Annotated in this window: 23 protein-coding genes; 8 read left to right on the plus strand and 15 right to left on the minus strand. The window is 34.8% G+C overall.

Annotated features, from left to right (window positions below):
• Positions 1–83: 83 nt before the first annotated feature.
• The 11 genes from RAM17_RS00965 to polA form a co-directional block, all read right to left on the minus strand.
• A complete protein-coding gene (locus RAM17_RS00965; protein ID WP_110446907.1) occupies positions 84–527 on the minus strand; it encodes a PTS sugar transporter subunit IIA in 444 nt (147 codons plus the stop codon).
• A 116-nt stretch (positions 528–643) separates the two neighbouring features.
• Entirely contained in the window at positions 644–1,039 is a 396-nt protein-coding gene (locus RAM17_RS00970) for a PTS system mannose/fructose/N-acetylgalactosamine-transporter subunit IIB (protein ID WP_306240448.1), read from the minus strand.
• A 38-nt stretch (positions 1,040–1,077) separates the two neighbouring features.
• Entirely contained in the window at positions 1,078–1,938 is an 861-nt protein-coding gene (locus RAM17_RS00975) for a PTS system mannose/fructose/sorbose family transporter subunit IID (RefSeq protein ID WP_065577935.1), read from the minus strand.
• Between the two features lie 43 nt (positions 1,939–1,981).
• On the minus strand, positions 1,982–2,806 hold the full coding sequence (locus tag RAM17_RS00980) for a PTS mannose/fructose/sorbose/N-acetylgalactosamine transporter subunit IIC (RefSeq protein WP_065614796.1): 825 nt from the start codon (positions 2,804–2,806) through the stop codon (positions 1,982–1,984).
• Positions 2,807–2,867: 61 nt separating this feature from the next.
• Positions 2,868–3,848: a D-isomer specific 2-hydroxyacid dehydrogenase family protein gene (locus RAM17_RS00985; protein ID WP_110446906.1), complete on the minus strand. Its 981-nt coding sequence runs from the start codon at positions 3,846–3,848 to the stop codon at positions 2,868–2,870.
• A gap of 339 nt (positions 3,849–4,187) precedes the next feature.
• The gene (gene asnB / locus RAM17_RS00990) at positions 4,188–5,861 is read right to left on the minus strand and encodes an asparagine synthase B (RefSeq protein WP_110446905.1); all 1,674 of its coding nucleotides are present in this window, start codon (positions 5,859–5,861) and stop codon (positions 4,188–4,190) included.
• A 164-nt stretch (positions 5,862–6,025) separates the two neighbouring features.
• On the minus strand, positions 6,026–6,370 hold the full coding sequence (locus tag RAM17_RS00995; protein ID WP_110446904.1) for a YdbL family protein: 345 nt from the start codon (positions 6,368–6,370) through the stop codon (positions 6,026–6,028).
• 141 nt (positions 6,371–6,511) lie between these two features.
• On the minus strand, positions 6,512–6,697 hold the full coding sequence (locus tag RAM17_RS01000; protein WP_173795303.1) for a YnbE family lipoprotein: 186 nt from the start codon (positions 6,695–6,697) through the stop codon (positions 6,512–6,514).
• An 18-nt stretch (positions 6,698–6,715) separates the two neighbouring features.
• Complete coding sequence (locus RAM17_RS01005; RefSeq protein WP_110446903.1) at positions 6,716–8,320, minus strand: intermembrane phospholipid transport protein YdbH family protein; 1,605 nt, start codon at positions 8,318–8,320, stop codon at positions 6,716–6,718.
• 58 nt (positions 8,321–8,378) lie between these two features.
• Positions 8,379–9,809, minus strand: a complete 1,431-nt coding sequence (gltX, locus tag RAM17_RS01010) for a glutamate--tRNA ligase (RefSeq protein WP_110446902.1) — start codon at positions 9,807–9,809, stop codon at positions 8,379–8,381.
• A 272-nt stretch (positions 9,810–10,081) separates the two neighbouring features.
• A complete protein-coding gene (gene polA / locus RAM17_RS01015; RefSeq protein ID WP_110446901.1) occupies positions 10,082–12,856 on the minus strand; it encodes a DNA polymerase I in 2,775 nt (924 codons plus the stop codon).
• A 204-nt stretch (positions 12,857–13,060) separates the two neighbouring features.
• Between polA and folE the strand changes: the two genes are divergently transcribed.
• From folE to ispH, 5 genes are all read left to right on the plus strand, one after another.
• Entirely contained in the window at positions 13,061–13,720 is a 660-nt protein-coding gene (folE, locus tag RAM17_RS01020; protein WP_086363232.1) for a GTP cyclohydrolase I FolE, read from the plus strand.
• Positions 13,721–13,981: 261 nt separating this feature from the next.
• A complete protein-coding gene (gene ribF / locus RAM17_RS01025) occupies positions 13,982–14,917 on the plus strand; it encodes a bifunctional riboflavin kinase/FAD synthetase (protein ID WP_110446900.1) in 936 nt (311 codons plus the stop codon).
• A 37-nt stretch (positions 14,918–14,954) separates the two neighbouring features.
• The gene (gene ileS, locus RAM17_RS01030; RefSeq protein WP_110446899.1) at positions 14,955–17,762 is read left to right on the plus strand and encodes an isoleucine--tRNA ligase; all 2,808 of its coding nucleotides are present in this window, start codon (positions 14,955–14,957) and stop codon (positions 17,760–17,762) included.
• Between the two features lie 118 nt (positions 17,763–17,880).
• The gene (lspA, locus tag RAM17_RS01035) at positions 17,881–18,351 is read left to right on the plus strand and encodes a signal peptidase II (protein ID WP_086360956.1); all 471 of its coding nucleotides are present in this window, start codon (positions 17,881–17,883) and stop codon (positions 18,349–18,351) included.
• 1 nt (position 18,352) lies between these two features.
• Entirely contained in the window at positions 18,353–19,303 is a 951-nt protein-coding gene (gene ispH, locus RAM17_RS01040; RefSeq protein WP_065614774.1) for a 4-hydroxy-3-methylbut-2-enyl diphosphate reductase, read from the plus strand.
• On the opposite strand, the gene RAM17_RS01045 is transcribed toward ispH, so the two are convergent.
• Positions 19,300–19,554, minus strand: a complete 255-nt coding sequence (locus tag RAM17_RS01045; RefSeq protein WP_065614797.1) for a YfhL family 4Fe-4S dicluster ferredoxin — start codon at positions 19,552–19,554, stop codon at positions 19,300–19,302. The two genes, ispH and RAM17_RS01045, sit on opposite strands and share 4 nt — an antisense overlap.
• Before the next feature lie 261 nt (positions 19,555–19,815).
• Between RAM17_RS01045 and RAM17_RS01050 the strand changes: the two genes are divergently transcribed.
• Both RAM17_RS01050 and RAM17_RS01055 read left to right on the plus strand, forming a co-directional pair.
• Positions 19,816–21,018 (plus strand): efflux RND transporter periplasmic adaptor subunit, encoded by a 1,203-nt coding sequence (locus RAM17_RS01050; RefSeq protein WP_110446898.1) that lies wholly within the window; start codon positions 19,816–19,818, stop codon positions 21,016–21,018.
• A gap of 1 nt (position 21,019) precedes the next feature.
• The gene (locus tag RAM17_RS01055; protein ID WP_110446897.1) at positions 21,020–22,990 is read left to right on the plus strand and encodes a MacB family efflux pump subunit; all 1,971 of its coding nucleotides are present in this window, start codon (positions 21,020–21,022) and stop codon (positions 22,988–22,990) included.
• A gap of 91 nt (positions 22,991–23,081) precedes the next feature.
• On the opposite strand, the gene RAM17_RS01060 is transcribed toward RAM17_RS01055, so the two are convergent.
• Entirely contained in the window at positions 23,082–23,822 is a 741-nt protein-coding gene (locus tag RAM17_RS01060; RefSeq protein WP_110446896.1) for a DsbA family protein, read from the minus strand.
• A 14-nt stretch (positions 23,823–23,836) separates the two neighbouring features.
• Positions 23,837–24,106, minus strand: coding sequence for a YihD family protein (locus RAM17_RS01065; RefSeq protein WP_110446895.1), 270 nt, complete (start codon positions 24,104–24,106; stop codon positions 23,837–23,839).
• Positions 24,107–24,347: 241 nt separating this feature from the next.
• Here RAM17_RS01065 and mobA point away from each other — a divergent pair, with 241 nt between their 5' ends.
• Positions 24,348–24,941, plus strand: a complete 594-nt coding sequence (mobA, locus tag RAM17_RS01070; RefSeq protein ID WP_110446894.1) for a molybdenum cofactor guanylyltransferase MobA — start codon at positions 24,348–24,350, stop codon at positions 24,939–24,941.
• A gap of 323 nt (positions 24,942–25,264) precedes the next feature.
• Here the strand turns inward: mobA and RAM17_RS01075 are convergent, their stop codons facing one another.
• A complete protein-coding gene (locus RAM17_RS01075; RefSeq protein WP_110446893.1) occupies positions 25,265–26,299 on the minus strand; it encodes a threonine aldolase family protein in 1,035 nt (344 codons plus the stop codon).
• Positions 26,300–26,358 lie beyond the last annotated feature (59 nt).

The raw sequence follows: 26,358 nt of genomic DNA on the forward strand, positions 1-26,358 counted from the left end.
AGTTAATATGATTTTAAAAATCATATTAACTATAAATAGATTAAGATAAAAATTAACTTAATAACATTAAATTAGTTATTACATTAATAATCATCATCATTTTCATTGTTGTTTGATTGAGATATGTTAGCAACGGCATCTTGAATATTTTCATGCCCAGCCTCGATACTTTCCGCAGTAAGATCATTCAATGACATAGAATCTCTATTACATACTGCATTAATTACCATAGGCAGACTCATACCAGTAATGACTCGAACATTCATACCAAGCTCATTCCATTGTGGAACGCATTGCATCGAAGCATTATATGGAGATGCGCCATAAAGGTCGACAAATATAAGAACACCATCGCCAGAATCTAAAGATTTTGAACAATTGAATAAATCAGTTTTTAACTGATTTATATCTTGTCCAGGATTAAGTGATAATGATTCAAATTGGCTTTGTTCTCCAACAATCATTTTCACACTGTCTTTTATTCCAGCCGCCATACTTCCATGGCTAACTAATAAAACACCGATCATGTTATTAATCCTATATTATTCAAACATTTTAATTACTTCACTTAAAGGTACTTTCTTTAATGAAGGCGTTGCTTGGCAATAAATATCCATATTCGGAAAACTATTTTGTAAATCAATTAATAAATCGAGTTGCTCTTTATTAATCGATACTTCTTTAATGATTGAGGTTGCCCTGGAACCAGTGGTAAACCGCCAATATTAAGATTAGTTACAGGTACGCCAGATTTAATAATTTTATACATTACTTCAATATTTTTAGTAATTAAAATAACGTTAAAATCATCATATTGACGATCGTTCCAATACCTAACCGCACCATCTTCTTTTAATACTCTAATTTTATGACCAGTGCTGGCGCCTGCGCCAAGAATAATATTTTTGGTGAATTCATCATTTGCCGAATAATCATCTGCAACAAATAAAGCATTAGCGCCGGCTGCTTTTGAAACATTTGTTGCGACTTGACCATGAATAAGACGACTATCAACCCGAGCTAAAACAACTTTTCCCATAATTTAAAACCTCTATTATTATTTATATTTAATTATTTTTATAAAATACCAATTGCGGCTAAAACACCAAGAATAACAGTTAGCCCAATTAAAGCTCTTGTTACTTTCAATCCTTTCTTAGAAAAATAAAAATACAATCCCATTACAACAACAAGCGGTAATACTCCAGGTAAAATCTTATCCAGTGTATCTTGTATAATGAAATCTTTACCAGATAAGGTGAATTTTAAACTAGAGGAAACTTTAATATAGCTTGCAGCTAGAATACCCATCATAAATAGACCTAAAATAGATAAGGCTTCTATGATCATCTGCATCTTATTACCAACGACTTCTGTTGCCGCATTTCTACCTAATTTAAATCCTAATTGGGCAAAATAGTAACCAACAAATAGTTGATATAAAACAAATGCAACAAATGGGAATAACGCACCTATCGCTAATCCTTCTTGCGCCCATGGTAATGCGATGGCAATAAAAATATATTGTATAGTACCCGAGTCAATCGCATCCCCGATACCGGCCAAGGCTCCCATTAAACCGGCTTTAGTGTTATAAAGCACATCATTATCAATACTAATTGGTTTGTTTTGATAAACTTCATCAGCACGTACAGCTTCTAGTGAAGCCATAATTCCTGAAATAGTTCCACCACCCCACGTGATTTGAGTATTAAAAAATAACAAATGTCGTTGGTAAGCAGCAGCTAATTCACTTTTTGATTTATATAACTTTTTAAGAATTGGCATTAATCCCCACATTAATGATGCCGCAAGATAACGGTCAAATGAGTGTGGAATTTCATTGGCATAATACCAACGTAACCATGCAAATGTGATATCTTTTTTAGTAATCGTTTCTGGCTTTAGATCAATACTTTCTTGTACTATTTCTGTCATTATAAAATTCCTCTTTCTAATTTATTAATCAAATAACTAATGATTAATAATCATCGTCATCAACTTGATTGTTATTATTTGAATTATTTCTAGGTTGATCTACCGCAGAATTTACTGCTTCATTTTTTGCAAGAACAAAAATAAAGGCAACTATTGCACCAACTATTGCATAAGTTACCATGGTAATATTTAGTGGTTTGGCAATAACCGCCATAAAATAGGCAAGTAAGAAGAAAATGATGTAGCTTTTTTTACCAATAACATAAATGGTTAATGCAATACCCACCGCAGCAAGCCCACCACCAATTACATTAAGAATATGGAAAACTAGTCCTCCCGCATTCGATTTAATCACATCAGCAATAATTGGTGCCCCAAAATATAACGCAACAAACATAAACGGTACGAACAATGCAAAACTACAAATTATTGGTAACACGATGATAGAAAAGGTTAATCCTTTACTATTAGCTTCTTCGGCATATTTTTCTGTTAATTTCATAATCATGGTATTAAAGAAAAATCTTAATTGATACAAGTAAGATCCTAATAAACCTACCGGTACTGCCACAGCTACGGCGGCTGTTGGTTCCATTTTACCCAACAATGCGACGGGAACAGCAACTGCTGTTGCTATAGCTGGTTCTGATGGCATTTGCCCACCAGGTGAAAAAACGCCCATATAAATCAACTGAATAGCAGCTGTTGTTATCATTGCATTAGGAATGTCATTAAATACAATCCCAACAATTAAACCGGTCATCATTGGTGTAAATCGTAACGTTAACGTAGCACCACCTAGACCCCGAGACATGACCATTGCAACCCATATTGATATAATAGCTGCTTGAAGAAACGTTACATGCATTTCTTGCATATATAAACTCCTTACTATTTTTATAATTAATTAGTTAGTTTCAGTTAAATGATTAAGAAACCACCGATTGTAGCTCTAAGTTATTAACAAAATTTTCTACATCTTGTACACATTTTTCCCCCATACCTTGCAGACACTCAATTGCATAAGCAGAAGTATGTGGTGTAACAAGAACTTTAGGATGTTTAACTAAAGGATGATCACTGTATGAAGGTTCAACATACATGACATCTGTTGCGTGACCAGCTACAGTGCCATTATCGAGCGCATTTAAAAGTGCAGTTTCATCAATTAATTCGGCTCGAGCAGTGTTAGTTATATAAACGCCTTTTTTCATCAAAGAAAATTGCGGCGCTTTTAAAATATGATAGCTAGTCTCATTTAATGAGGCATTTAACGAGATAATATCTGCATTTTGCAGTAAATAATCTAACTCAACAATTTCAATATTATTTTGGTTAGCCCAATCAACATTAACGTTTGGATCCACCACCAATAGGCGAGCATTAAATCCATGTTTGAAAATTTCTGCCACGCGACTACCAATGTTGCCACAGCCAATAATACCAATTACTTTACCCGTAACATTGATACCTAAAAAAGAGGCTCTTTTCTTCCATTCATTTGACTTAACCGCTTCTTGTGATTGAACTGTTTGTCTAATTAATGCAAGTAAATTAGTCACTGCATTTTCAGCAACAGCATCACGTTCAACCAAAGGAGGAACGATAGTAACTATTGTGCCATGCTCTTTGGCAGCAACAACATCAACATTATTGAATCCGATGCCATGACGGGAAAGTAATAGTAGCGGTTGTTTTTTATTATCAAAAAACTCTTTGTTAAAAAAAGGTCTAACACTGGCAATAACAATATTAAAATCTTGCAATGCTTCAGCTAATTCCTTCCCTGGAATATTATTTTCAAAAGTAAAATGTTTTACTTCACCTATTTTTTCTAATCTTTCTAGATGATTAGGAAAATATTTTCCAAAACTACTTGAGTTGATTATAGCGATTTTATAATTTTTCACTCAATGCTCCTAATTCATGATTTATATACTTATATAAAGTTATTTATAGGAATATAAATATTATTTTATTTCCATTCAGCCACAATGTGACTGGTAACATTTAGTATAGTTTATAAACTTTTTAAAAAAGTGAATTTAGATCACATATTTAATAAAAAATTATTTTCTATGATTGTTTGGTAGCAAATTGAATGAATAAGAAAGGTAGAATTGAAAAATAATTTATTGATTATATTATCGATTTTTATAATTATATAATCTAAACATGAAAATTTTTAACAAATTATTTAGATATAAAAAAAGGGCATAATGCCCTTTTTCAGATTGAATTAGTTAATATTACTTTTTATAAGCATCATTATGTACACCAACCGCTGCGCGGCCTGATGGATCATTTAGATTTTTAAATGACTCATCCCATTCGATCGCTTTAGCTGTTGAACAAGCCACCGTAGGACCACCAGGTACACAATGCGCAGCACTTTCAACTGGGAATAATTCATCAAAAATTTCACGATACATATAAGCTTCTTTTGAAGTTGGCGTATTGTATGGGAAGCGGAATTTTGCATTTTCCAACTGTTGATCGGTAATTTTGCTTTCGGCAATCTCTTTTAAAGTATCGATCCAACTATAACCTACACCGTCAGAAAATTGCTCTTTTTGACGCCAAACCACTGATGCTGGTAAATAAGATTCAAATGCTTCACGAACAATATGTTTTTCCATCTTACCGTTACTACCACACATTTTATCCTGTGGGTTAATGCGCATAGCAACATCTAAGAATTTTTTATCTAAGAATGGTACCCGAGCTTCAACACCCCAAGCAGCCATTGCTTTATTAGCACGCGCACAGTCATACATATGCAGTGCCGCTAATTTACGCACAGTTTCTTCATGGAATTCTTGAGCATTTGGCGCTTTATGGAAATATAGATAACCACCAAATACTTCATCAGCACCTTCACCTGATAGAACCATTTTAATACCCATAGCTTTAATTTTTCTTGCCATTAAGTACATCGGTGTTGAGGCACGAATCGTTGTTACATCATAAGTTTCAATGTAATAAATTACATCACGAATTGCATCAATCCCTTCTTGTATTGTGAAGTTAATTTCGTGATGAACAGTACCTAAATGATCGGCAACTGCTTGGGCAGCTTTAAGATCAGGTGCACCTTTTAAACCAACCGCAAACGAGTGTAATTGTGGCCACCATGCTTCTGATTTTTCATGATCCTCAACTCGACGCGCAGAAAACTTTTTAGTAATCGCTGAGATAACTGAAGAATCAAGTCCACCAGATAGTAAAACACCATAAGGAACATCAGACATAAGATGGCTTTTTACTGACTCTTCTAATGCGACACGAAGTTCATTGATATCTGTCTTATTATCTTTGACATTATCATATTCCATCCAATCTCGTTTGTAGTAGGTCTTAATTTCACCCTCGGTGCTAGAAAGATAACAACCAGGAGGAAATGCTTCGATGGTTTTACAAACAGGTACTAAAGCTTTCATCTCAGAGGCAACATAAAATGTACCATTTTCATCATATCCCATATACATTGGAATAATACCAATATGATCGCGACCAATAAAATAGGTACCTTTGTTGATGTCATAAAGAATAAAAGCAAACATACCTTGTAGTTCATCAAGACAGTGAATACCTTTTTCTTGATATAAGGCTAGGATAACTTCACAGTCAGATCCTGTCTGAAATTCATAACGATCTTTGTACTGATTTCGGAGTTCTTGATGATTATAAATTTCGCCATTTACCGCTAAAACTAGGGTTTTGTCTTTATTATAAAGCGGTTGAGATCCTGTATTAACATCTACAATTGATAAACGTTCATGAGCTAAAATAGCTTTATCAGAAGCAAAAATACCAGACCAGTCAGGTCCACGATGACGTTGTAGACTTGATAGTTCTAACGCTTTTGTTCGTAGTTGTTCTGGATCTGATTTAATATCAAGAATACCTAAAATCGAACACATTGATTTTCTCCATTTAAAATCGCCAAAGCGATACTATTTACAAATAAAACTTATTTTAATTATCACTGCAAGTAAATCACAAAAATAACAGGATACACATTATTGGTAAACAATTAAAGTACAATATCATTATACTTTTTCTATTGTTGTAATAAAGTTTGCCATTATTTTTTTAACCACTGCCCTTGTTGTTTGATATATTGGCCTGCTGGTGTTTTTTCTTGTGCTTTACTACCTGCACGGCTCTGCACATCAGACAAAGGTACTTTAGTTTCTGCAGAGACTTTTTGATATTGCTGTTTACGAGCCTGATTAATTAATTTCGCAATTTCGCTAGCATTACCTTCATTTTTGACCACGCCTAGATAACCATCAGCTTGTTCACCAACCAAACCATTAGCTTTGGCTTGACCTAATTCATTAATTGCCTGATCTAAATTTAAAGCAAAAACTGGTAAAGCTAATATTATTGATAATAATGCTATCGTTGCTTTTTTATAGATATTCATAATAACCCCCTTATTAAATACATCATATTAAATTGTATTAAATATGTGTAAAAATTATTAAAAAATCATCTTATGTTCCGCAAGAGTAATTTTTTAGATTCACGACATTATTAGTAAATAACGATCGATAATAATATTAATTTAGTATAAACCTGATTTATTGATAATGTTATCTAAGGCTTTATCAACTTTAATATTAATTTCATGATCAATCTTAACATTTAAATTGATATTAATTGGTTCATTTGGCGCTTGTACCTTAACCGTTGGTGTACAGCCAATTAATACTGCGCTACACACGATAATAGTAATCATATTTTTTAGCATAATATAGCCTCTTATCTATCAAGATTTCCCTCTCAAATACGCTTCAATACGTTTTCGTATGGGGTCGTTAATCTGATCGGAAAGTTGTAAACTTATCAACAATTTTGCAATATTTTCTTCAAGATTAATATTTAAATTTACTGCTTTACCATTTTCAACATCTCGGTTACTGCCTTGGATATTTAATCCTAACTTTGCAATCTCATTAGCATAATTAACCGTACCTGATAATTTAGTATAATGAAAATTTTTAATAATATCAGTGAGAATTTTCATATTAGGATTGGCTTGTGCATAATTTTGCAATGCTGAATTTTCAAACCGCAAAAAGCCCTCATTGACCGTTACTAATTGACCATTTTTGATAATAACTTCGGTCAAAGCGGTGCCTTTTTTAGTAGAAGGCAATAAAGTAATCGGTAAAACACCATCAATCGCGCCTTCTCCAGCTAACCCCTCAGCAGGATATTTTGCAAAAATATCTTTAAGTTGTACCTTTTTTAACCTTAAATTAAATTTTTGGGGTAATTTTGCTAAATTCAATTGCCCTTTATCAAGAGAAACAGAACCAGAAAAAATAGCGGCTTGTGCTAATTGCCATTTTACAACTCCTTTATTTGGTGCAGCTAAAGATGCTGAATAACTACCAGCTAATTTTACTTTTTCAAAAATAACACCAATATTCACTTGTTGAATGGTTAATGCTGAAGTTGTAACAGTAAATTGATTATTGTTGAATAAAAGATTTATATCCCCCAAAGCGGATTTAAATTCGCTTGCTTTATATATGCCGTCAAATTTATTAATTGTTAATGTTGATTTGACGTTAACTTGATTAGCTTTAAATGGAATAGACAATGCTGCATCAAGTGTTAATTTTCCGATTAATGGTTTAATAATTAAATCATCGGAAAAGTTCGCTTTTTCAATATTAACTAGAGCGTTATCGGTACTTTTTAAAGTAAATAGCTTATCGGTTAAAACACCGCTGAATGGTAAAGTTAAACGACCTTTTTCAATACCAAAATACGATAAAGATGTGATCAAAACACCATTTTCAATTTCAACTGATGAATTTGATTGGTTAAATGAGATATCAGCAGCAAGCGTTGCCGTATCCTGAGAATTACTGGCTAGATTGAGTTGCAAAGTATTTTGATTTTTAACCACTGCAACTTTCAGATTAAATAACTCACTATCTTGCTGGTGTAATATTAAATGTTCAATTTTAATATTTGTTGGTAACCAGGCAATAATAGTCGAGATCAATGAAGGTTCAAAAGTAGATTGATCAAGTTGTTGTAATTGATCATCTGCAATTTTCGTTACTGCTTGTGCATTGGTAAAATCGGCTTTTTGCCAATAGATATCGATATTTTTAGCGCTCAGCTGTGACCATGATATTTTCACATCGCTGGCCGTTACTGATAATTGTGATTGCTGAGCAATATTTAGTTCAGCAAAAGATAAACCATCCCAGCCGATGTTGATGCCTTGCCAGTCTATCGAAAGATTATATTCATCCTTAAGTGCTAACCAATAACGCCATCCAGATAAACTTGCTATGATTATAATCAATAATATAAGCGACGGAATCCAATAACGTTTCTTTAAGCGAGCCATAATAAACTCTCAACAAGATAAAGTGAATCGCCGAGTTATTATCGGCGATTAAATGAGATTACGCTTGAGTTTGTTCTCTGTTAGCAATATAAGCCAATGCTTTATCTATTCTAGCTAAGGTGCGTTTTTTACCAACCGCATAAACAGTGGCATCAACTGAAGGTGATTGCCCAATTCCGGTTACAGCAACCCGAAGAGGCATACCAACTTTACCCATACCAACCTCAAGCTCAGCTGCTGTTGCTTCAATGGCATGGTGAATTTTATCGATTTGCCAATCAAAGTCAGAAATTGCTTCAATTTTAGCCTTAACCACTTCTAATGGCTCTTTGGCAACGGGGCGCAAATGCTTTTTAGCCGCATCAGCATCAAACTCAGCAAAATCTTGATAGCAATAGCTACTTGATTCAGCCATTTCTTTCAATGTTTTACAACGCTCACCAAATAATTTGACGATAGTAATCAAATCGGGGCCTTGATCTAAATCATAACCTTGTTGATTCATATGCCAAACTAAATGCTGTGCAACATAATCAGCGTCTAAATGATTAATATAATGATGATTTAACCAAAGTAGTTTTTCAGTATTAAATGCACTGGCCGACTTACTGACTGCATCTAAAGAAAAGTAACTCACCATTTCAGGCACCGAGAATATTTCTTGATCACCATGAGACCAACCAAGCCTAACTAGATAATTTAATAGTGCTTCAGGCAAATAACCATCATCACGATATTGCATAACACTTACCGCACCATGACGTTTCGAGAGTTTTTGCCCATCATCACCTAAAATCATCGATACATGACCATATTCAGGTAATGGTGCACCAAGCGCTTTAAGAATATTAATTTGTCGAGGGGTATTATTAATGTGATCTTCACCACGAATAACATGAGTAATTTCCATATCCCAATCGTCTACCACGACACAAAAATTGTAAGTTGGTGATCCATCAGTACGACGAATTATGAGATCATCAAGCTCTTTATTGGCAATTTCAATTGGTCCTCGAATTAAATCGTTGAAAACAACTACTCCATCAGTAGGATTAGCAAAGCGAACAACATGCGGTTCGTCATGATTATGCTGTTTTTGTACGTTATCACAACGGCAATGACCATCATAACGAGCTTTTTCACCATTCGCCATTTGCTGTTCACGTAATTTTTCTAATCGCTCTTTCGAACAATAACAACGATAAGCAGTACCATTAGCTAACATTTCGTCAATCACTTGATTGTAACGATCAAAGCGTTTAGTTTGAAAATATGGGCCTTCATCCCATGATAATTTTAACCAATTCATACCTTCCATAATCGCTTCAATCGCTTCTGGCGTTGAACGCTCAAGATCGGTATCTTCAATACGTAATACGAAAGCACCTTGCGCATGGCGAGTATATAGCCAAGAATAAAGTGCTGTACGAGCACCACCCACATGTAAGTAACCGGTAGGGCTTGGTGCAAAACGGGTTTTAATTTTCATGAAATAATCCTATTAATAACAAAAAAGAACACTCAAACGTCAATTCGTTGCTCGCGCTCTTCTTTATTTAAACTTTTCTCATAAGTGAGAAAAATAATAACAATTTGTAATAAATTCAATTTAGTTGTTTATTCTAACACGCCAAAAGGTTTCGGCAAGCCATCGCTAACAGCATAAAATTAACAACTATTTTATAAAAGTATTGAGTAATTAACTACATATTTTAGTATAAAAATCAAACTATAACGTATAAGTTAATTTTAATAAAAAGATCAATGCGCTTCATCCCAATTATTACCAATACCAACATCAACTTTTAACGGTACTGAAAGTTGATAACAATTCTCCATAATTGATTTAATCAACGCACTATATTCACTCACCAACTCTTCTTTTACTTCAAACACCAGCTCATCGTGTACTTGCATCACCATTCTGATATTACCTGTCGGTTGATTTTTTATCCACTCACTCATTTTAATCATAGCGGTTTTGATGATATCTGCTGCAGTACCTTGCATTGGTGCATTAATTGCCGCACGTTCAGCGCCCCGTTTTTCAATACCATTGCCAGAAATGATTTTTGGTAAATATAATCGTCTTCCTGATAAAGTTTCCACATAGCCTTGTTGCGTTGCCAATTGGCGTGTTTCTTCCATATAAGCTTGTACACCAGGATAACGTTCAAAATAGCGATCAATATAGAATTGTGCTTCTTTACGGGGAAGATTAATTTGTTTCGATAATCCAAATGCACTCATACCATAAATCAAACCAAAATTGACTGCTTTCGCACGTCGTCTCTCTTCGGCCGTAACATCTGCCTCTGGTTTACTTAATACTTCACTCGCGGTAACCCTATGAATATCTTTATCATTAGCAAAAGCACTAAGCAGACTTTGATCTTGTGATAAATGCGCCATAATGCGCAACTCTATTTGCGAATAATCGGCTGAAATAATCTTATAACCTTGTGGTGCAATAAATGCTTGCCGAATTCTACGTCCTTCTTCATTACGTACAGGGATATTTTGTAAATTCGGATCATTTGATGACAACCGCCCAGTTACCGTACCAATTTGATTGTAATTGGTATGAATTCGATGGTCTATTGGACTTACCATCAACGGTAATTTATCAGTATAAGTGTTTTTCAGTTTTGCTAAGCTACGATAAAACAATATTTTACGCGGTAAAACATACTGCTCAGCAAGTTCACTCAATACATCTTCACTAGTTGATGGATCACCTTTTGGTGTCTTTTTTAAGACAGGTAATTGGTGTTTATCAAATAAAATAGCTTGAATCTGTTTTGGTGAAGAAGGATTAAATTTTTCACCTGCTAGGAAATGTAATTCGGCCTCTATTTCTAGCATTTTTTTATTTAATTCAATGGAATAATCATTTAACTGTCTAGCGTCAATTAACACCCCTGTCCTTTCCATATCGGCCAACACAATCGCCAACGGCATTTCAATATCGGTAAATAACTTACTGAGCTTTTGGTCTTTTTCCAGCTCAGGCCATAGTTTCTGATGAAGTTGCAAAGTAACATCCGCATCTTCAGCGGCATATTGCGTAGTTTTTTCAACTTCAATAGCATCGATAGTGACTTGTTTTTTATCAACCTTGGTTAAATCATTATAGGTAATAGTTTTTAGATGCAAATAACGATTCGCCATACTATCCATATCGTGTCGTTCAGTACTATTTAAGACATATGACTCCAGCATTGTATCATAAGCAATACCTTGCACATGGACACCATAATTAGCCAACACACTGTAATCAAATTTGGCATTTTGGGCGATTTTCTTAATTGCTGGGTTTTCTAATATTGGTTTTAATTTAGTTAATACATCATCTAATGGTAATTGATCTGGCACACCTAGATATTGGTGATTAATTGGAATATAAGCAGCTTGATAAGGTGCCACACTTAGTGATATTCCAACCAATTTAGCATGAATATGATCAACATTATCCGTTTCTGTATCAAAGGCAAACTGCTGACAGTTAGCTAATTTACTGACCCAATCATCTAATTGCTCATAGGTCAATATGCATTGGTAATCTGTATCTATCTTATCTTTAACGGTATCGCTTTCCTGCGAGAATAACGACATATTATCAATATCAGTAGCCGTTAGTTTTTGTTGTTTTAAAAAATTACCCGCTATTAATTCTTTTTGCCAACGATGAAAACCATAATAGGAAAATAATTCGACTAATTTATTTACATTAAGATCTGTAACAAGTAGTTGTTCATTCGTAAAATCTAATGCCACATCGGTTTTAATGGTAGCTAATAGATAAGAAAGCTCAGCATCCTTTTGATTGTCTATTAATTTTTGCTTTAATGATTTAGCGCCTCGAATCGATAATTTCTCAATATCGTCTAAATGGTTATAAATATCTTTTACACTATCAAAAGCAGTTAATAAAGCCTGTGCTGTTTTTTCGCCAATTCCTGCTACCCCAGGGATATTATCGGAATTGTCACCTCTTAATGCTAAATAATCTATAATTTTTTCTGGTGGCACACCAAATTTATCCACAACACCTTGCGGATCAAGTGCGGTATTATTCATGGTATTAATCAGTGTAACTTTATCGCTGACTAATTGCGCCATATCTTTATCCCCAGTACTAATGAGTACTTGAAGATTTTCTTTTTCTGCTTGTTTGGCTAAAGTCCCGATCACATCATCAGCTTCAACACCTTCAACGCAAAGTAATGGTAAACCCATCGCTTTTAAAATGGTGTGAATGGGTTCAATTTGTGGTCGTAAATTTTCCGGCATCTCTTCACGAGTTGCTTTATATTCACTATAAATTTCATTACGAAATGATCCACCTTTAGCATCAAAAACTACCGCTATATGGGTAGGATTATATTGATTCATCAAGCTACGAATCATATTAATAACACCAAATATAGCCCCAGTTGGTTCACCATTGGCATTGGTTAAAGGCGGACAAGCAAAAAAAGCCCGATAAAGATAAGAAGATCCATCAATTAAAATAATTGGCTCATTATTTGGCATCAATAGTTACCCAAATGTTATTAGATTTAATAACTATAAGTATAACCTAATTAACAGTAATATTGTTGCTGACTCCGATAATATAGTGTAAAAATAATCCAGATAATAACGAGCTTTTATCCAATCCAATGAATGAAAATTACTGTATATCACTATATGAGTAATATATAATGTGACATCTATTTTCGCCTGAGTACTAAATAAATGACAGAATTAAGTCTTGCTGCGCAAAAAGTCAAAGAGGCATTAGCAGCTAAAAATCTTGAAACCCCATCATGTCGTTTAGCTATGGAAAATAGCGAACGGAAAGCTAAAATCGAAGCGCATTTCCGAGAAATCATGAAACTCATGGAACTTGATTTGCATGATGATAGCCTCGCCGAAACGCCGCATCGAGTCGCAAAAATGTATGTTGATGAAATATTTTCCGGTCTTAATTATCATAATTTTCCGAAAATAACTCTTATTGAAAATAAAATGCAGGTTGATGAAATGATCACTGTTCGTGATATTACTTTAACCAGTGTTTGTGAGCACCATTTTGTCACCATCGATGGTAAAGCAACCGTTTCTTATATCCCGAAAGATAAAGTGATCGGTCTATCAAAAATCAATCGAATTGTTCAGTTTTTTTCACAACGGCCACAAGTACAAGAAAGATTAACCCAACAAATTTTGGTTGCATTGCAAACTCTACTTGGTACAGTTAATGTTGCAGTATCAATTGATGCAACACACTTTTGTGTAAAAGCCCGAGGCATTAAAGATTCAAATAGTTTAACCACCACTACCGCGTTAGGTGGCGGATTTAAAACTAATCCAAGTACTCGACAAGAGTTTTTAAGAGCGTTAAAACACTATTAATCAATAAAATAATCCAATATAAAGTATATGTTGGATTATTTATCAGTAATCGACTAAAAACCAGTTATCGCTTATTTTATACTCACAACAGGAAAAATATAAACATGCCTGAGACTACCTCAAGCGTTTTTATATTAATCAATCACAATATTGCCGACACCACCATAAAAAGCCCAATTGTTATTGCGTGCATCTTCAAGAAAGATTGGTATAATTGGCAGCTATTTTAGTGAAAACATAATAATTAACTAACACGCTTTAATGAAGATAATCCGCGGTATTGATAATTTAAACAATGAATTTACTCAGTGTGTACTTACATTGGGCAACTTTGATGGTGTGCACTTAGGACACCAACAATTAATAAATCATTTAATTGAACAAGGTAAAAAATTAAACTTACCCACAGCGGTTATGTTATTTGAGCCACAACCATTAGAGTTTTTCAGTAAGCGAGCACCAACTCGCTTAACTTCATTTAAAGAAAAAGTACGACTAATTGAAAAACTCGGTATCGACTATATTATTGCAGTACCCTTTACCCAAACTTTTGCCAATATGTCAGCCAATGCATTTATTCAAGACTGGTTGATTAATAAATTGAACGCTAAATATATTGTTATTGGTGATGATTTCCAATTTGGCCGAGACCGCAAAGGCGACATCAATCTGTTACAACAATATACTCCAAATAACCATTTTTCGGTTGAAAGTATGCAAACCTTTGTTTGGAATAATTTAAGAATCAGCAGTACAGCTGTTCGTGAAGCACTGTTTAATAGTGATTTTGAATTAGCTCGTTGCCTTTTAGGTCGTGATTACGCCATTCAAGGTAGAGTGGTGCATGGTAATGCATTAGCAAGACAATTAGGATTTCCAACCGCCAATATTCATTTGAATCGAAAAAAACCTGCTTTACAAGGGGTCTATTTTGTCAAAGTCAAAAACTGTTGTAGCAATCAATATTATCATGGCATTGCCAATATCGGTATTAGACCAACCATTGAAGGTAAAAAAGCGATTTTAGAGGTGAATCTATTTGACTTTTCAGGTGATATTTATGGACAATATTTAGACGTTACCTTTGTCTGTAAATTACGCGATGAGAAAAAATTTGATTCTTTAGCAGATTTAAAACAACAAATTTCACAAGATGTTTGCACTGCGAAACAGATCAGTGCAAAATTAACCAATTAAAAAGTAGTATCAACAAAAATAACTGGAATAAATCAGCATGACAGACTATAAAAATACATTGAATTTACCGGAAACTGGATTCCCTATGCGAGGCGATCTTGCTAAACGTGAACCAGCTATGTTGCAAAATTGGTATGATAAAGAACTTTATCGCAAAATCCGTCAAGTAAAAAAAGGCAAAAAATCTTTTATTTTGCATGATGGCCCTCCTTATGCAAACGGAAAACTTCATATCGGTCATGCCGTTAATAAAATAATTAAAGATATTATCATCAAATCTAAAGGTTTAAGTGGTTATGACTCCCCGTATATTCCAGGATGGGATTGTCATGGATTACCGATAGAACAAAAAGTTGAAGAACAGGTTGGTAAACCAGGCGTAAAAGTGACACCAGCTGAATTTCGCCAAATTTGTCGTGATTATGCGGCTTCACAAGTTGAACTACAAAAAGCTGATTTTATTCGTATGGGTGTACTTGGCGATTGGCAAAATCCATATCGTACAATGAATTATGATACTGAGGCGAATATTATTCGGGCTTTAGGTAGAGTGATCGAAAATGGTCATTTAGTCAAAGGGGCTAAACCGGTTTATTGGTGTACCGACTGTATGTCAGCCTTAGCGGAAGCCGAAGTTGAATATTATGATAAATCATCACCGGCAATTGATGTCAAATTCAAAGCAACTGACAATCAAACAGTAGCAAATAAATTCGGAGTTAGTACTGACTTAACTATTTATGCGGTTATCTGGACCACCACACCATGGACATTACCAGCTAGCCGAGGAATTGCGCTTAATGCAACGGTTGAATATCAATTAATCCAAATCAACGATAAAGAGTGCCTAATTTTAGCTGCTGATTTAGTTGAATCAGTTATGAAACGTGCTGATATCACTGATTGGAAAATCTTAGGTTCTTGCCAAGGTGATGCGCTTGAATTATTACGTTTCAAACATCCATTCCTCGATTTTGATGAGCCAATTGTACTTGGTGAACACGTTACTGTTGATGCAGGTACTGGTGCTGTTCATACCGCTCCAGGTCATGGTGCTGAAGACTTTATTGTTGGTCAAAAATATGACCTTGAAGTAGCCAATCCGGTTGGAGGTAATGGTTGTTATTTACCGGGAACGGGTGCTGGTTTAGATGGTTTATTCGTTTTTAAAGCCAATAAAGTAGTCATTGAGCTATTAAAAGAACACAATGCGCTATTACACTTTGAAAATATTGAACATAGTTACCCATGCTGTTGGCGACATAAAACACCTGTAATTTATCGTGCAACGCCACAATGGTTTATCAGCATGGATAAACAAGGTTTACGTGCTCAATCGCTAAAAGAGATTAAACAAGTTCGTTGGATCCCTGATTGGGGTCAAGCTCGAATTGAAACAATGGTGGCAAATCGTCCTGATTGGTGTATTTCACGTCAACGTACATGGGGTGTACCAATGACGTTATTTGTACACAAAGAAACTGAAGAGCTACATCCAGACACACTACAATTAGTCGAAAAAGTCGCTAAATTAGTTGAGCAAAATGGTATTCAAGCATGGTGGGATGCCGATATTAAAGATCTATTAGGTCCCGATGCCGATGATTATCGCAAAGTACCAGACACGCTAGATGTATGGTTTGATTCAGGTTCAACATTCTACTCAGTTGTTGGCGTACGTCCTGAGTTTGAAGGACATGAAGCGGATATGTATTTAGAAGGTTCAGATCAACATCGTGGTTGGTTTATGTCTTCGTTAATGTTATCAACTGCAATTGATAACAAAGCACCGTATAAACAAGTATTAACGCATGGCTTTGTGGTCGATGGACAAGGTCGTAAAATGTCTAAATCGCTAGGTAATATCGTTACACCACAAGAGGTAATGAATAAATTAGGTGCCGATATTCTACGATTATGGATTGCTTCAACCGATTATTCAGGTGAAATGAGCTATTCAGATGAAATCATCAAACGTGCAGCTGATAGCTATCGTCGTATCCGTAATACTGCGCGTTTCTTATTGGCTAACTTAAATGGTTTCGATCCAGTTAAAGATATGGTTAAACCTGAAGATATGGTGGTACTCGATCGCTGGGCGGTTAGCGTGGCTAAAGAAGCACAGGAACAAATTATTCAAGCTTATGAAAACTACGATTTCCATAGAGTGGTACAACGCATAATGCAATTCTGCTCAATTGAAATGGGCTCATTCTATTTAGATATTATCAAAGATCGTCAATATACGGCGAAAAGTGACAGTATTGCCCGTCATAGCTGTCAAACAGCGTTATACCATATTGCTCAAGCGATGGTTCGTTGGATTGCACCTGTTTTATCATTTACTGCAGATGAAATTTGGCAATATCTACCTGCAACAGAAAAATCAGAATTTGTGTTTGAAGATGAATGGTATACCTCACTATTTAGTCTATCTGAGAGTGAAACACTAAACAGCGCTTACTGGGCACAAATTTTAACTATTCGTAGTGAAGTAAACAAAGTGTTAGAGCAAGGTCGTAATGATAAAGTTATTGGTGGATCGCTTGAAGCTGCTGTTACTCTTTATGCCAATAGCGAAATTGCTACGGCACTTGCGAAATTAGAAAATGAATTACGTTTTGTATTATTGACGTCACAAGCAAGTGTTAAACCGTTAGACAGCGCATCACAACAAGCAGTACAAAGTGATATTCAAGGTCTTAAAATTGAGCTTGCTAAAGCGCAAGGCGATAAATGCCCTCGCTGCTGGCATTATACTGTTGATAACAATCCTACCACTCACTTATGTAAACGCTGTGAAGAAAATATTCATGGCAATGGTGAAGTAAGACATTTTGCTTAACCACTAACAGTTAGTGATAGGAATAGAAAAGAGCTATAAAAATAATCTTATAGCAATTAACTAAGTACATTTACCGCCGACGATTGTCGGCGGTATTATAATAATGAGCATAGACTATATGAAAAAAGATAATGGACTTTACTGGTTATTATTGGCGGTAGTGGTTTTTGTTATAGATATCGCAAGTAAATTTTGGATTGTAAAGAATTTTTTCCTTTTTGAATCAGTAAATCTACTCCCCTTCTTCTCGATAACGTATGTCCGCAATATTGGTGCCGCATTCAGTATATTTGAAGGTCAACGCTGGATACTGGCAGCAATTGCCTTTATTGTCAGTGCAGTAATTGTTTATATGCTATATCGCAATAAGCATAAACAAAAACTAGAAAACTTCTCATTAGCATTAATTTTAGGAGGTGCGTTAGGCAACCTATTCGATCGCCTCTATCATGGTTTTGTTGTTGATTTCCTAGATGTTAATTTTGGTGATTGGCATTACCCAACTTTTAATATTGCTGACTGTGCCATTTGTTTAGGTATTGGCGTCTTTATCCTAAGCAATTATGTAAAACCAAAAAAGATGGATTAACATGCAGATTATTCTCGCTAATCCACGTGGTTTTTGTGCAGGTGTAGATCGAGCAATAACCATCGTTGAACGAGCAATCGAACTGTTTGGCGCACCGGTTTATGTGCGCCATGAAGTCGTGCATAACCGCTACGTGGTTAATCGTCTTAAAGAGTTAGGCGCAATATTTATTGAAGAAATTAATGAAGTACCTGATGATAGTATCCTTATTTTTTCCGCCCATGGCGTATCTAAAGCGGTTCGAGATGAAGCTAAACGTCGTCAACTACGGATATTTGATGCAACATGTCCTTTAGTTACCAAAGTTCATATGGAAGTTGCTAGAGCAAGCTATCGAGGAGAAGAAGTTATTCTTATTGGTCACGCTGGTCATATTGAGGTCGATGGTACTATGGGGCAGTATAGCAATCCTGAAGGTGGTATTTATTTAGTTGAATCCATTGAAGATGTGCAGAACCTGCAAGTAAAAAACGACCAGCACCTCTGTTTTACAACCCAAACAACGTTATCCGTTGATGATACTGCTGAGATAATCTCAGCTTTAAAAAATCGCTTTCCGAATATTCGCAGCCCTCGTAAAAATGATATCTGCTATGCGACCACCAATCGGCAACAAGCGGTTAAACAGCTATCATCTCAAGCCGATGTGGTTTTAGTAGTTGGTTCGAAAAACTCGTCAAACTCAAACCGATTAGCTGAACTGGCAAGGCGAAACAGTAAACACGCTTATTTGATTGATTTCGCATCCGATATTAATCTTGAGTGGCTAGTTAATGCTCGAACTATCGGTGTAACAGCTGGGGCATCAGCGCCAGATATTTTGGTTAAACAAGTTATCGATCATTTAAAAAGTCTAGGTTGTACATCATTGGTTGAAACCGAAGGAATTTCAGAAAATATCACCTTTGAAATTCCAAAAGAATTACGCATAGAGGTAAAATCAACTAACTAAGATGAATGAGTTAGTTGCTTAAATTTTTCTAATAATTGCTCTTGGCTTTCGACACAATCTGGATCGGCAATAATCGCATTTTGAATCGGACAAACTCGCTGGCAAGTCGAATGATCATAATAACCAACACATTCAGTACATTTATTTGGATCAATTTCATAAGTATCAAACCCCATTGAGATAGCCTCATTTGGGCACTCGGGTTCACACATATCACAATTAATACACTTTTCGGTTATTTTTAATGCCATTGCTATAATATCTTTAACCAGTAAAAAAATTGGCGCCATTATAACGCAATCGCCAATAATTCCTAATACGGATCTACATTGCTATCACATGATTATTAAAATTTTTGCAAAAAATTTTGAGGAAAGGGGGTTTTTTAAAACAAAATTTAGCACCAAAACTAGTTAATTTTCATAAAAATTACAATTTATTGTCTTTAGTTATCATCGCAAATTAAATTAATACGTTACAATGCTCAAAAAAATAACAAAAGAAATAAAAGGATGAAAAGATTGGCAAAATTCTTAAGCGTTAAATCCATCGTTATTACGGTTATTGGTTTTGTTCTGCTTTATATAGCAAAATTAATTTTGTTTCCTGCTGAACCAAATATTAATTATATAACGTCAACGGTCACTAAAGCGAATATTGAGAAAACGGTACTTGCTGATGGCACTATAAGTGCTTTCAAACAAGTTAGCGTTGGTGCGCAAGTTTCTGGGCAAATTAAAAAATTGTATGTTGAGCTCGGTGATGAGGTTAAACAAGGTGATATGATTGCTGAGATTGATGATCTTAAGCAAAGCAATGATCTTAAACAATCCGAGGCGTCTCTTAACAGCTTAGAAGCCCAACGAACCTCGAAGCAAGCAAAATTAGTCAATTACCAATTAACCTATGAACGTCAATTAAAGTTGGTTAAAAAAGGGGTTGGCGTCCAATCTGATTTAGATTCTGCCAAAGCAGATCTTGATGCAATTAAAGCCGATATTGCCGCTCTTGATGCAGATATTGTTAGTGCTCAAGTCGCAGTTGATACAGCAAAAGTCAATTTAGGCTATACTAAAATACGTTCACCGATTGATGGTGTTATTGTTGCGATTCCAGTTGATCAAGGGCAAACCGTAAACTCGGTACAAAGTGCACCAACAATTGTTAAAGTTGCCCAACTGGACAAAATGACTATTGAAGCACAAATTTCCGAAGCAGATGTTATCGGTGTTAAAAAAGGAATGCCGGTTTATTTCACTATATTGGGACAACCAAACAAACGTTTTGATGGACTAACACTGCGGGCGATTGAGCCAGCCCCTGACTCAATTAATACTGAAAGCTCAGCGAATTCAAGTACGTCATCGACCACCAAAAGTGCAATTTATTATAACGGCTTATTAGATGTCGATAATCCTGATCATATTTTACGTATTTCTATGACTGCTCAAGTCTATATTGTGCTAGCAGAAGCAAAAGATGTCCTTGCCATTCCATCACAAGCTATCCAAAAAAATACTGGTAAAAATAAAGCGATCGTTTATGTTCTGAATAATCAAAATAGTATCGAAGAGCGGGAAGTTAATTTAGGGATTAATAATAATATTAATGTTGAAATCAAATCAGGTCTTAAAGAGGGAGAAGTTGTCGTTGTTAGCAGTGCAAATGGTGCAACATTTAATCCAAATAACAAAGGGCCAAGGATAAGATTCTAAGATGACCAACAATAATACTCCATTAATAAAACTTGAGAATATTATTCGTGAATTTCCAGCTGGAGATTCTACTATACAAGTTCTAAAAGGCATCAACTTAACCATTAATGCTGGGGAAATGGTTGCCATTATAGGGGCCTCGGGTTCTGGTAAATCGACTTTAATGAATATTCTTGGTTGTCTTGATAAGCCAACAGAGGGAATTTATTCAATTGGTGGCCGAACTACAAGTCAATTATCGCCGGATGACTTAGCTGAGTTACGCCGTGAACATTTTGGCTTTATCTTTCAACGTTATCATTTATTAAATGCTTTAACCGCACAAGGTAATGTGGAAATACCGGCAATTTATGCTGGTGTGACCAATGAACAACGGCAAAGACGTGCCATCAACATTTTATCTCGTTTAGGCCTTGCCGATAAAATAAATAATAAACCCAATCAATTATCCGGTGGCCAGCAACAACGAGTAAGTATTGGACGGGCATTAATCAATGGCGGACAAATTATATTAGCCGATGAACCAACTGGCGCACTCGATCGTAAAAGTGGTTTAGAAGTCATGGCTATTTTACGAGAGTTGCATCAACAAGGGCATACTGTCATTATCGTTACCCATGACCCCAATATTGCCCAAAGTGCCGAAAGAATTATTGAAATTAGTGATGGCAATATTATTTCCGATTCAATTAATCCTAATTATTGCTCTGAACAAGCTAATAATCGACAAGTTAAGCAAATAGAAATAACCAAAACTCAAGATAATTTTTCAGCTAAATATTACCGTTTTCGCGATGCGTTTAAAATGGCAATATTATCTATGTTGTCACAACGATTACGAACTTTTTTGACTATGTTGGGTATTATTATTGGTATTGCTTCTGTGGTCTCTATGGTTGCTTTAGGAGAAGGAACGAAGCAAAAAATACTTTCCAATATTAATTCATTAGGTACCAGTACCTTAGAAATTTATGCCGGTAGTGGTTTTGGTGATCGTAATGCCGATAAAATTACTACACTAAGATCATCGGATGCTGATTTTCTAGCTCAACAAAGTTTTGTTCATAGTACTACACCTAACCTTTCTACTAGTGTCTATTTTCGTATTAATAATTTAGCAGTTACAGGGACTGTAAATGGTGTCGGCGAGCAATTTTTTGCTGTACGTGGCTATACAATCAGTAAAGGTATTGCCTTCGATCAAACAGCGGTAATGACCTCAGCCCAAGAAGCGGTAATTGATGAAAATACCGTTAAAAGATTGTTTAGTGATCAAGATCCAATAGGTAAAATTCTAATGGTTGGCCAATTACCCGTTAGAATTATTGGGGTTGCAACTAGACAGCAACAAGGATTTGGTAATAACGAAAGCCTTAATATTTGGTTACCTTACACAACGGTAACTAATCGCATGGTTGGGCAAACATCATTAAGAAGTATTACTGTTCGAATAAATGATAATGTGGATTTAAATATTGCCGAACAAGCGATTAATAAAATTATGTTGCAACGTCATGGTAGTAAAGATTTCTTTATCTTTAATTCAGACAGTGTAAGAGAAACCGTTAACTCTTCCGCTTGGGTGTTAACTTTGTTGATCTCAACTATCGCATTAATTTCTTTGATTGTTGGAGGTATTGGGGTAATGAATATTATGCTGGTATCAGTAACGGAAAGAACTCGGGAAATTGGCGTCCGTATGGCGGTTGGTGCACGTTCTAGTGATATTTTACAACAATTTCTAATTGAAGCTGTGTTAGTGTGTTTAATTGGTGGTACCTTAGGTATCGTTCTATCATTTATTATCGGCTTTATTTTTAATTATTTTGTTACCTCATTTGCCATGAGTTTTTCTATCATTTCGATTATCGCAGCCTTCAGTTGTTCCACTATGATTGGTATTATTTTTGGTTATGTTCCGGCAAAACGAGCTGCAAAACTTGATCCAATTTATGCATTAGAAAGAGAATAAAGACTTTTTAATAAAATAAAATCCCTTTGTCGTAAAAACCAACAAAGGGATTTTAATATTTTTAGAAAACCGTAGAAGCATTAATTAATGATTATTTTGCTTGCTCTTGACTCTCAGCTTTATCTTTTTCTACGTCAACATTCGTATCTAAATCAACTAAATAAGCAGTTACTCTAGCATAGTCTTTGATAAAATCAGTAGTGTTACTGGTATTAAGACCACGTGAGTTAACAAAAAACTTGCGATTAACCACCACCATTGGAATGGAATCTGGGCTTAATTGTTTAAATGCATCTGCTTGTTGGGCTATAAACGCTTTAACTAAAAAACTTCTTTGGGTTTTCTCAAACTTTTCAGCATCAACGCCTAACTCTGCAAAAACGGCTTTAATGTCATCAGCTGTTTTTATTCTACGATCGGTTTGCACCGCTTTATAAAGCGCATCAGAAGCTTTATCTTCAATCCCTAAAACATTAGCAATAGCCCATGCTTCAGAAAGCTCTTTAGCTAAAGCGCCAAAGTTTTCTAAATGATAACGTCTAAACTTTATACCTTCTGGCAAAGCTTTAGCAATTATTTCTGGTGCATGATATTCACTTTCAAATTTAAAACAGCTAGGGCAATTGAATGAGAAGAATTCAATGACTTCTTTATCCGGAGATGGCTGAAATGGCAAAACACCATATTGTTTGCCACTTTCAATCGGTGCTGCCTGTGTAGCAGCACTTGCTGTAGCTGGCTGAGTATCATTTGTACTAGTTGCTGGTGCTTCATCAGCAAAACAGGTCACAGAGGTTAGTAATACTCCAATTGCAATAAGCGTTTTTTTCATTTAATTGATTCTCCTTATTCTTCAATAATTCCGCGTGCCTTTAATAGTGCGGTTTTAAAATCATCTTCATAATCTTTTTTTAATCCAGGTATAGCTTCGTTTTTATCTGAATTACGCATTTTTAAATGATAAATTAAAACTTCATCACTAAGATCTTTAAGATCACCATCAAAACCGGCTTCATTTCCTAATTTATTTAAAAGTTGCAATAAATTAAGATCTGAATCGTTTTCCCAAGCTGGTTGTAATAATTCTATTAACTCATCGATACGATGACATTTCATAATAAATACCTTATTTAATATTCAACTAAGTTGAAGACGATGATATAAACCTTTATGTTAATCTTCTTCTTTACTATCTATATGTTACAAAGTATCTATTATATACTCGACTTTAAATTTAAATAGTGCATTTACAAAGATTCATAAACTGGTGATGATATACGTTATTTGCGACTAAAAAATAACTTTGCTATATAGTAATGCTATTTTGTTTTTTAGCAATGTAAAAGAGAAAGAATTTATGGAAAAACCGCCAATTACTGGCATTATTTTAGCTGGTGGCCAAAGTAACCGCATGAATGGTAAGGATAAAGGCTTGATGTTATTAGCCGGTAAACCGCTTTACCAATATGTCATTGATCAAATTAAGCCACAAATCGATTTGCTAATGATTAATTGTAACCGTCATGTTGAGCAATATCGTTCGCTTGGTTATCCAGTATTTTGTGATGATTTGCAGGGATTTTTAGGGCCTCTTGCCGGAATTTATAGTGGCTTATTACGCAGTACCACTACTTGGAATTTATTTGTCAGTTGTGATACCCCTTTTTTACCTGATGATCTTATCACTCGTTTAGTAAAACTCACTACAACCCATCAAGCTATCTATCCTTTTGATGGCAAAAATGACCACCCAACCATTTTATTAATCAATAAATCCATCGCCCCTCAATTAAAAAAGTATTTAGAAGAAGGTGATCGCAAACTGATGTTATTTTTACAGCAAATTAATGCCGTTGCCGTAGATTTTAGTGACAAACCAGCTAGTTTTACCAATATTAATACATTAGATATGCTGGAAAACGCCAATTTTATGATCAAAACAAATAACTAAATCATTCAAACAACCATATCAAATAACCAATCGGTAATTTTAAACTATAAAAAACCCCTTTCCTCAAAATTAAAATTTTGTTTAGTTTCATATTATTGTTTATTAGTATTTTTAATACAGTTAGTTGATTTGCTAATCACAAACTTAGTTCACACCTAAACACATTTTCAATTCTGTTGAAGTTTTAATCTATTTATATTAAATCACAGCATAACAAAAAAGGGATTTTTAGCTATTTAACAGCATATAATCCTCTTTCCTTAGATGTTTTTATTTCTCAATTTAGATAACAACAAAGCTAAACTTACCGATAAAAAAGCGCACTATTCTTCTTTAAGTAGCGTAGTTAACTGTTTAGCAAAGTTTTCTATTTCAGCTTGCTGAGTTGACCATGAAGTACAAAAACGTAAGCAAATATGTTCAGGATCACTTTGCCCTAAATTATCCACCGCATAAACAGAAAGAATTTTTTGCGCTAATTGATTAGGTAACTTAACAAATAATTGGTTAGTTTGTGGTTTAGCAGCAAAAGTAAATCCAGCTTTTTCAAATAAGGTTGTGAGATTTTCAGCCATACTATTACTATGTTTACCTAAGGAAAGATAGAGGTTATTTTGCATTAATGCTTTAAATTGTACGGCTATAATCCAACTTTTCGCTAAAATTGCCCCTTTCTGTTTCATATTAAAGCGGAAGTCATGATTAATGCTATGATTATTAAATACTAACGCTTCACCGGCAAAAGCACCAACTTTGGTCCCACCAATATAAAATGCATCGGTATATTTGGCTAAGTCAGGAAAAGTAATGTCATTATCTTTAGCTGCCAATGCCATTGCTAAACGCGCGCCATCTAAATAAAGATAAAGATGATTTTTTTGACAAAATTGATACAGATTTTGTAACTCTTGCTTACTATATATAGTCCCTAATTCGGTGGTATTAGAAATATACACCAGTTTTGGTTGTACCATATGTTCATCACAATGGTAATCTAACACTGGTTTGATTAATTCTGGCGTTAATTTTCCATCTTCGGTTTTAACCGTTACCACTTTATGCCCTGTTGCCTCAATTGCGCCAGTTTCATGCACATTGATATGCCCAGATTCAGCAGCGATCACCGCTTGATAAGGTTTTAAAATATGCGAAATCACCGTCAAATTGGTCATGGTTCCACCTGCCATAAAATGTATATCAGCATTCGGTGATTTTAATATTTTCCTTATGTGATTGATGGCATCATTACAACAATCATCTAAACCATAACCACTCAACTTTTTATTATTGATATCGATAAATTCTTTTAATAAATCAGGGTGCACTGTTTGATTATAGTCATTTAAAAAATCGTACATACCATTGCCTTTAATCTTGTATAAAATAATGTAATATCTACTTTTAAATATAACATGTT

This window comes from Gilliamella apis (assembly GCF_030758615.1).
GTDB lineage: Bacteria > Pseudomonadota > Gammaproteobacteria > Enterobacterales > Orbaceae > Gilliamella > Gilliamella apis_A.